This window comes from Mesorhizobium sp. M7A.F.Ca.CA.001.08.2.1, from assembly GCF_003998455.1.
Lineage (GTDB): Bacteria > Pseudomonadota > Alphaproteobacteria > Rhizobiales > Rhizobiaceae > Mesorhizobium > Mesorhizobium ciceri.
The window spans coordinates 1-8,186 of the sequence record NZ_RZPW01000239.1; the positions used below are offsets into that span (position 1 = coordinate 1).

Annotated in this window: 9 protein-coding genes; 4 read left to right on the forward strand and 5 right to left on the reverse strand. The window is 65.2% G+C overall.

From position 1 onward, the window contains the following. The coding region (locus EN914_RS40135; protein ID WP_407067783.1) for an OmpA family protein at nucleotides 1-1,718 on the forward strand (1,718 nt) is incomplete at its 5' end. A gap of 304 nt (nucleotides 1,719-2,022) precedes the next feature. Next, on the forward strand, nucleotides 2,023-2,538 hold the full coding sequence (locus EN914_RS15965) for a TIGR00645 family protein (RefSeq protein ID WP_024505498.1): 516 nt from the start codon (nucleotides 2,023-2,025) through the stop codon (nucleotides 2,536-2,538). Nucleotides 2,539-2,671: 133 nt separating this feature from the next. On the opposite strand, the gene EN914_RS15970 is transcribed toward EN914_RS15965, so the two are convergent. The 3 genes from EN914_RS15970 to EN914_RS15980 form a co-directional block, all read right to left on the reverse strand. Then, a complete protein-coding gene (locus EN914_RS15970; RefSeq protein ID WP_013530170.1) occupies nucleotides 2,672-3,538 on the reverse strand; it encodes an NAD(P)-dependent oxidoreductase in 867 nt (288 codons plus the stop codon). A 110-nt stretch (nucleotides 3,539-3,648) separates the two neighbouring features. Next, nucleotides 3,649-4,278 carry a helix-turn-helix transcriptional regulator gene (locus EN914_RS15975; protein WP_024505497.1) on the reverse strand — a complete coding sequence of 210 codons (630 nt, stop codon included), beginning with the start codon at nucleotides 4,276-4,278 and terminating at the stop codon, nucleotides 3,649-3,651. A gap of 8 nt (nucleotides 4,279-4,286) precedes the next feature. Beyond that, a complete protein-coding gene (locus tag EN914_RS15980) occupies nucleotides 4,287-5,159 on the reverse strand; it encodes a S1C family serine protease (protein WP_024505496.1) in 873 nt (290 codons plus the stop codon). Between the two features lie 226 nt (nucleotides 5,160-5,385). On the opposite strand from EN914_RS15980, the gene EN914_RS15985 reads away from it, so the two are divergent. Beyond that, the gene (locus EN914_RS15985) at nucleotides 5,386-6,336 is read left to right on the forward strand and encodes a S1C family serine protease (RefSeq protein WP_024505495.1); all 951 of its coding nucleotides are present in this window, start codon (nucleotides 5,386-5,388) and stop codon (nucleotides 6,334-6,336) included. A gap of 9 nt (nucleotides 6,337-6,345) precedes the next feature. Here the strand turns inward: EN914_RS15985 and EN914_RS15990 are convergent, their stop codons facing one another. Next, nucleotides 6,346-6,771: a VOC family protein gene (locus EN914_RS15990; protein ID WP_013530166.1), complete on the reverse strand. Its 426-nt coding sequence runs from the start codon at nucleotides 6,769-6,771 to the stop codon at nucleotides 6,346-6,348. A 66-nt stretch (nucleotides 6,772-6,837) separates the two neighbouring features. On the opposite strand from EN914_RS15990, the gene EN914_RS15995 reads away from it, so the two are divergent. Further along, a complete protein-coding gene (locus tag EN914_RS15995) occupies nucleotides 6,838-7,464 on the forward strand; it encodes a TetR/AcrR family transcriptional regulator (RefSeq protein WP_024505494.1) in 627 nt (208 codons plus the stop codon). On the opposite strand, the gene EN914_RS16000 is transcribed toward EN914_RS15995, so the two are convergent. Beyond that, nucleotides 7,397-8,186, reverse strand: a 790-nt coding sequence (locus tag EN914_RS16000; protein ID WP_127389149.1) for a LysR family transcriptional regulator, incomplete at its 5' end; no start/stop codon positions are given. The two genes, EN914_RS15995 and EN914_RS16000, sit on opposite strands and share 68 nt — an antisense overlap.

Sequence of the window (8,186 nt, forward strand, 5' to 3'; positions counted from 1 at the left end):
CAGAGGAACAGCAGCCGCGCAGAAAGAAGCGTGACCAGCAGCAGCAGACCGAGCAGGCGCCGGCCGAACAGGCAGCACCCGCAGGGGAACAGCAGCCGCGCAGAAAGAAGCGTGACCAGCAGCAGCAGACCGAGCAGGCGCCGGCCGAACAGGCAGCACCCGCAGGGGAACAGCAGCCGCGCAGAAAGAAGCGTGATCAGCAGCAGCAGACTGAGCAGACGCCGGCCGAACAGGTCGCGCCGGCCAACGACAATCAGCCCGGCGAGCAGGCCCAGCCGCGCAAGAAGAACAAGCAGGATCAGCAAGCCCAACCTGAAGTCGCCCCGGCGCCGAAGGAAGCTCCCGCTGGAGAGGCGACGGCCCCTGCCGGCGAGCAGCCGGCGGCCCAAGGCGAGCAGCCCCAGGACACGACGAAGAAGCACGGCAGGAAACCTGTTGGCGAGCAGCCGGCGACGGCCGAACAACCCGCCACCGGCGAACAACCGGCCAATGGTCAGACGGCAGCACCGGCACAGGGCGAAAACCCGGTGCAGGGCGAAGCACCGGCCGATCCAAACGCCGCTCCCATCCTGGACAGCCAGAAGGACGCCGAGCGCAGGGGCGGCGGCCGCAAACGTGGCGACAAGAATGCTCAGCAGGATGGCGAGCAGCAGAATGGCGGACAAAATGCCCAGCAAGGTGGCGATCAGGGCCGCAAGCCGGTGGCTGCTCCCATCGACCAGGGTCCGCCGCCCACCGACGACAGGGCCGCACAGCAGGAGATCAAGCCAGAGAAGATCGTCCCGGTGACCGAGGAGAAGGGTACGCGCGTAGAGCGTGCGCCCGATGAGATCGCCCGCGATCGTCGGCGTCCGAAAGGCGTCGACGTCGTCAGGAAACTCGGCGATCGCGTCATCCTGCAGTTCAACAACCAGACATTTGTCCAGAGCAATGACGCCCCGCGCGTCACCCGCGGTGCCAAAGAAGTCTACTATGAGGATCTGTCGGGCGATCGCACCCGGGAAATCGTCGAGCGTGACAACGGTGTCCGGATCGTCACCATCCGCAACCGCTATGGCGACGTTATCCAGCGTTCGCGCATCGCGCCGGATGGACACGAATATGTGCTGAGCTATGTCGACGAGCGGCACTATCAAGATGACAGCGACTGGCGTGATCCCGGCGACGACCTGCCGCCGATGCGGCTGACCATCCCGCGCCGGGAATACATTCTCGATTCCGAGGACGTCGAGAGCCCCGATGACTACTACGAGTTCCTCGAACAGCCCCCGGTCGAGAAGGTCCAGCGCCTCTATTCGATCGACGAGGTCAAGCGTTCGGCCCGCGTGCGCGACATCGCACGTCGCGTCGATCTCGACACGCTCAACTTCGAATTCGGTTCGGCCTCCATCTCCGACACCGAGGTGCAGAAGCTCGAGGGCGTAGCGACCGCCATGGAGAAGCTGTTGAAGAAGAACCCGGCCGAGACCTTCCTGATCGAAGGTCACACCGACGCGGTCGGCACACCGGAGGCTAACCTCGCTCTTTCCGATCGCCGCGCGGAAGCGGTGGCGGAGGCTCTGACCAATGCCTTCGGCATCCCGCCGGAAAACCTGACGACACAGGGCTATGGCGAGGAGTATCTGAAGGTCAACACGGCGGCGCCCAACCGCGAGAACCGCCGCGTCGCCATCCGCCGCATCACCTCGCTGGTGGCACCGGTCGCCAGCAACAATTAGGTCATGATTTCAAAATCATGACCCGGTTTGTGGAATCGGCAAGAGAAGCATCCCCCCCCGGCACAACCGGGGGTGGATGGATGTGTCGGGTTCAACAAGAATTTTACGGGCATTAGACACGGCTCATTGAATCGCGAGCGCAGCCACCCCAGATTCGGTGCTGGGCGTTCCCTGCCCCGTCCCGACTCCAGCGGGACGCATTGAGCCCCGCCGGACCTTGTTCGGCGGGGTTTTTTGTCTTGCAAACGGTGGCGGCCTCGTCGAATACGGCCATTGCTGAGAGATAACCCGCCGGAATCATCCCATGAAGCGTCTCGAACTCGCCATCGAATCGATCATTCTCGCTTCACGCTGGCTGCTCGTCGTTTTCTATATAGGCTTGGCCCTGGCATTGGCCGTCTATGCGCTGTCCTTCGGCAAGAAGCTCTATGAGTTCATTACCTTGGCGTTCACGCTCGGTGACACCGACACCATCCTGAAGATGCTCGGCCTGATCGATGCCGCGCTGGTCGCCTCGCTGGTGGTGATGGTCATCATCTCGGGCTACGAGAATTTCGTCAGCCGCTTCGACGACCAGGACGGCGGTGTGCACTGGCTGGGCACCATCGATGTCGGTTCGCTGAAGGTCAAGGTTGCCTCGACCATCGTCGCCATCTCGTCGATCCACCTCTTGCAGGTGTTCTTGAACTCATCGTCCTACACGACCGACCAGTTGATGTGGCTGACCATCATCCATCTCGCCTTCGTCGTCTCGGCGCTCATGCTCGCCTATATCGACCGGCTGATGGGCCTGAGCAAAGGCAAGAAGGACGAGGCGTGAGCCTGCGCCTGCCGGACGTTGAATCAATCCCGCAGGAACGATGCCCTACCGCCTTGTTCGAGCAGGGCTTTCCCACGACTCTGCTGGTGGCGAAGGTCTTGGCTCGACGCCCGTCGCGTCAAAACGAACAGCTCTAGTAAATATTCCTGATCTTGCTGTCCGTGCGGGCAAACACCTCGTCGGGGACAAAAAAGTCGCCGGCCAGCGGCCCGGTCGCATCAGGCGCATAGATCGAGAAATCGCTGACGCCCTCGGCGCGCAGCACCTCTTCGTCGATGTAGAAATTGCCGGTCGCTTCGCGCGCCGGCCGCATGAAGATGGCATGCGCAGCATCGGCCATGATGTCGGGCAAACGGCTCATTGCCGCCACCGTCGCGCCGCCCAGCAGATTGCGCACGGCTGCCGTGTCGATGGTCGAAATCGGCCACAGTGAATTGACGGCGATGCCGTCCTTGGCGAACTCGGCGCTCATGCCCAGCGTGCACATCGACATGCCGAACTTGGCCATCGTGTAGGCGACATGGTTCTTGAACCACTTGGCCTTCATGTCGAGCGGCGGTGCCAGATTCAGGATGTGAGGATTGCTGGCCAACTTCAGGTGCGGAATGCACATTTTGGACACCAGGAAGGTGCCGCGCGTGTTGATCTGATGCATCAGGTCGTAGCGCTTCATGTCGGTTTCCAGCGTGCCGGTGAGCTGGATGGCGCTGGCATTGTTGACGCAGATATCGATGCCGCCGAACTTTTCCACGGTCCTGGCGACCGCCTCGGCCACCTGTGCCTCTTCACGGATGTCGCACAGCACGGGCAGCGCCTTGCCGCCGGCCTGCTCGATCTCTTCTGCCGCGCTATAGATTGTGCCGGGCAGCTTCGGATGCGGTTCGGCGGTTTTGGCCGCGATCGTCACATTGGCGCCGTCGCGCGCCGCGCGCAGCGCGATCGCCAGCCCGATGCCGCGCGATCCGCCGGAGATGAACAGCGTCTTTCCCTTGAGCGACATTTCCTTGCGCCTCCCTTGCAACACGTCAGACGCGAAGCTTTGCGCGGCGGGCGACCACAGCGCAAGACCCGACACGCCGGACACCGCGTTACGCAGCGTAGGGTTTATGACTAAACCAGCACCAGCCCCTGCCGCATCGCAGTGGCAATCGCGTCGGTGCGGTTGGCGGCACCGAGCTTGATCAGGATTGCGGCGACATGGAACTTCGCGGTGTGCACGGAAATGTTCAGCCGCCGCGCGATCACCTTGTTGGGTGCGCCCTCGGCCAGCAGCGCCAGCACTTCCGCCTCGCGCGGCGACAGCGAAGGACGGACGGCATGCTCGTCGGAGGCTTCATCTTCGAACGGCTCGCCATCGCCAGTATGGAAATCCTCATGGCGTCCGGTTCTGCGCTCGCCCGATACCCGATAGCCGGCCGCCGCCAGCCGCGCCGCCGCAGCGATCAACAAATCGTCCGCGCCCGTTTCGAGGACGGCCAACACCTCGCCCGCGGGCCGTTCGCCATTGGCGCCTCCCGATAGAAGAACCCGGGGAATGGCGGCCGGCACAGCACCGCCGCTGCTGTCGTCAACGATGGCGACGTCAGCCCTGCCGGCCACCACCGGCAGCAGGTCATCGCTCGCGGCCAGCGAGGCCGCCAGGCGCTCGGCGCGCGACGCATCGCCAAGCGCAATCAGCACCACCAGCCGCCGCGAGACGGCACCGTCATGCATGATCCGGTCGCTGGTGAGCGTGTCCATGGATGCCCTCAGCTCAGCGGCTTTTCGCCGATGGTCAGCCCGACATCGCGCTGTTCGCCGCCGCGCACCACGCCGAGCGTCACCGAAGCGCCCGCACTGTCTGGTCCGAGCCTGCGGATCAGGTCGCGCGGGCCATGCACCGCCTCACCGTTCCACGCCACGATGATATCGCCGAGAGAGAGACCGGCGGCCTTGGCGGGACCATCGTCATCGAGGCTCATCACCATCGCGCCATGCGCGTCGCGGTCGCGTACCGGATGCAGGCCGGCGCCGAGATAACCGCGCGCGACAAGGCCCTTTTCGCGCAGCGTCGCAACCGCCCGCTCGATCGTCTCGTAAGGCATGACCAGCGCCCGGTGGCGCGGCCCGAACAGCAGCATGCCGATCAGCGCACCCTTGGCGTCGAGAACCGGGCCGCCCTCGAAACGGCCGCCGGCACCGACGGCCAGATTGATGCGCCGGTCGATGGTGCCGCCGCGCATCGAGCGCCAGGCCGGACCGACTTCGCCTACCGAGCCCGAAACGGCCAGAGCCGACCCGTTGCTATTGCCGATGGCGATGGCAATGTTGCCTGGCCGCACCGCGTCAGCCCTGGCCAACGGCACGGCGTTGATGGCCGTAGCCGGCTTCAGCAGGGCAACGCCAGTCGACGGATCGCGGCCGACCAGTTCTGCCTTCACCGCCTCACCCGAGGCCAGCGTCAGTTCGATCTCCTCGCCGGCCTCGACAGCCTCCTCGGCGGTGACGAAATAACCGTCACGCCAGTGGAAGGCGCTTGCCGTGCGGTGATGATGCGTGGCGAAGCCAGCCGTTGCCGGTGCCGCCTGGGAGGCGAGATCGGCGATGGCTTGCGAAAACGCGCTCAGATTGAAATCGCTCATATTGGTCTCCTGGGTTCATCCATGCCCCAGATATCGCTCGACAGCGCGTTCAGAGGTACTCGCCTGACGGCTAGTTGCCGGTTTGACTGGCCATCTGGTCAGGTCGCGGCGGTTCCAGCCGCTCCGCACATATAGTGCGTGTCGCCCAAAAGTGCTCAGCGGTTTTGGGACAACGACGCGCACAGGAAAAAAATCATCCTTTCGCCCGAAAATACGGAGCCCTTCCATGGCCCTCGCCGCAGCCAAATTCGAACCTGACGATACATTGCTCGACGCATATTCGACGACCGTTGCGGACGCCGTCGACCGCATCGGCCCGGCCGTCTGCCGCATCGAACGCGTCGGCGGCCAGGGCGGCCACGGCTCCGGCTTTGTCATCGCGCCGGACGGACTGGTCGTTACCAATTTCCACGTCGTCGGCGATGCCAGGACAGTGCGCGTCTCGATGCCGGACGGCGCCTCCCGCGAAGGCCGCGTGCTTGGCCGCGATCCCGACACCGACATCGCGCTGGTGCGCGCCGACGGCAGCTTTGCCGATGTCGCACCGCTCGCCGATTCCAAGCGGCTGCGGCGCGGCCAGATCGCCATCGCCATCGGCAATCCGCTCGGCTTTGAATGGACCGTCACCTCCGGCGTCGTCTCGGCGCTCGGCCGCTCCATGCGCGCCTCGACCGGCCGGCTGATTGACGACGTCATCCAGACCGACGCAGCGCTCAACCCCGGCAATTCCGGCGGGCCGCTGGTTTCGTCGGTCGGCGAGGTGATCGGCGTCAACACCGCCATGATCCATGGCGCGCAGGGCATCGCCTTCGCGGTCGCCTCCAACACCGCCAATTTCGTCATTTCGGAGATCATCCGCTTCGGCCGTGTCCGCCGCGCCTTCATCGGCGTCTCGGCCGACACTGCCAGTTTGCCGCGCCGCGCCGCCCTGTTGTCGCAAGTCTCGACCAGCACGGCGGTTCGCCTGCGCAGCGTCGAGAAGGACGGCCCGGCGGCCAAGGCCGGCCTGAAAGAAGGCGACATCATCGCCGCCATCGACGGCCGTCCTGTCACCGGCGTCGACGACCTGGTGCGCATGCTCGACGCCGAACGCATCGGCCGCGAGACGCTGTGCACCGTCGTGCGCCGCACCGGTGTCAGCCAGGTGACGGTGACGCCGGTGGCAAGGGCCAGTTGAGGCGGGCGCTCAGGCTCCCGCCACCCCTTCCGCATACTGCGCCAGAAACGCCTCGCTCGGCGGGATCGGCTTGATGACGTCGATCAGCACGCCATTGGGGTCCTTGGTGATGAAATGGCGCTGGCCGAAGGGCTCGTCGCGCAGCGAGCGCAGGATCGGCAGGCCGGCGGCGACGACGCGCTCATAGACAGCGTCCGGGTCGCGAACCTCGAAATTGATCAGCAGGCCCGAAGCGCGGCCCCGCCCCTCTTCCGGGATGGTCTCATGGTCGCCCTGGACGATGCCGAGATTGACTCTTCTGTCCTCCCCCGATTGCAGATGCACATACCAGTCGCTTTCGAACAGGGGCTGGAAGCGGAAATGCTTCACATAAAAGGCCGCCGTGCCGGCGACGTCGCCGGTCATCAGCACCGGGTAATAGCTCGTGGTCTTCATCTTTCCTTCTCCCGTCAATTAACATACAGTCTGCATGTAAACCGAATTAACATACAGGCTGCATGTATGCAACACGATTTCGCGCGTCGTTCCAACCGCGACCGCACCGAAGCGACGCGCGCCCACCTGATTGCCGCGGCGCGAAAGCTGTTCACGGAGAAATCCTATTCCGAGACCGGCACGCCGGAGATCGTAGCCGCCGCCGGCGTGACGCGCGGCGCGCTCTACCATCATTTTGCCGACAAGCAGGCACTGTTTGCTGCCGTGGTCGAGCAGGAGGCGGCAGCGGTCGCCGAGGAGATCGAGCGCGCCTCGCCGCCATCGCTGTTTGCCCATGACGCGCTGATTGCCGGCTCCGACGCCTATCTCGCCGCCATGCGCGCGCCCGGACGCACGCGGCTGCTGCTGCTCGACGGCCCGGCCGTGCTTGGCCGCGCCGCCATGGACGCGATCGACAATCGCCACGGCAACCGCTCTCTGCGCGAAGGGCTGGTCGCGGCGATGCGGGCGCAGACGATGACGAGATTGCCGGCCGACGCGCTGACCGCACTGCTCGGCTCCGCCTTCGACCGTGCCGCCCTGGCCATCGAGGCCGGCGCCTCAGCGCAAGATTACCGCGCCGTGCTCATGGCGCTGATCGATGGGCTGTCTCGTGCTCCTCATCCGGCACCTCGCCCGGCTCGAACTCGTTGAAGCAGCCGAGCTGGCGCTTGAACTGGTCGATCAGCCAGGCCGCCGCCGGCTTCGGGCTGCGATCGCTGCGATGCATGGCAAACAGCGGCGAACTCACCTCCCTGAAGGATTCGAGGTCGATCTCGACCAGCCGGCCGCTCGCTAGGTCGTCTGATATCAGCCAGCGCGGCAGCCCGCCCCAGCCCAGCCCCTCGCGCATCAGCATATGCTTGGTGCGCACATCCGTCAGCCGCCATGTACGGTAGGCATAGACGCCGAAGTCGCGCCCCTTGGTGCGCTCCGACTGGTCGGTGACGACAAGTTGGGTGTGTTCGCGCGCATCCTCGATCGCCACCGGTTTCGGCAGCAAGGCCAGCGGGTGGGTGGGCGCGGCGGCCAGCACGATCGACATGAAGCCGATGCGCACAAGGTTCACGTCGACATCGCCCAGCAGGCCGCCAATGCCAAGGTCGGCCTGCCCGCTGACGACATGGTCGGGGATCAGGCCGAGCGTGCCGATGTGCAGCCGCAGCATCACGGTCGGAAACTGCGCCTCGAATGCCTTCAGCACCCGAACCAGCACCGGTGACGGCAGCGTCGCGTCGACCGACAGCGCGACCTCGGCCTCGAGCCCCTGGTGGTGGCCGTCGACGCGCGAGCGGATGCGCTGCAGCACGCCGATCATGCGCCGTGCGTCCTCCAGCATCGCCCGGCCGATCTCCGTCAATTGCGGCTCACGCGTG

Bases quoted from the DNA above. Each gene is read 5' to 3' on its own strand.
- EN914_RS15965 (WP_024505498.1), top strand. From the start codon at position 2,023: ATGAAGCGTCTCGAACTCGCCATCGAATCGATCATTCTCGCTTCACGC.
- EN914_RS15970 (WP_013530170.1), bottom strand. From the start codon at position 3,538: ATGTCGCTCAAGGGAAAGACGCTGTTCATCTCCGGCGGATCGCGCGGC.
- EN914_RS15975 (WP_024505497.1), bottom strand. From the start codon at position 4,278: ATGGACACGCTCACCAGCGACCGGATCATGCATGACGGTGCCGTCTCG.
- EN914_RS15980 (WP_024505496.1), bottom strand. From the start codon at position 5,159: ATGAGCGATTTCAATCTGAGCGCGTTTTCGCAAGCCATCGCCGATCTC.
- EN914_RS15985 (WP_024505495.1), top strand. From the start codon at position 5,386: ATGGCCCTCGCCGCAGCCAAATTCGAACCTGACGATACATTGCTCGAC.
- EN914_RS15990 (WP_013530166.1), bottom strand. From the start codon at position 6,771: ATGAAGACCACGAGCTATTACCCGGTGCTGATGACCGGCGACGTCGCC.
- EN914_RS15995 (WP_024505494.1), top strand. From the start codon at position 6,838: ATGCAACACGATTTCGCGCGTCGTTCCAACCGCGACCGCACCGAAGCG.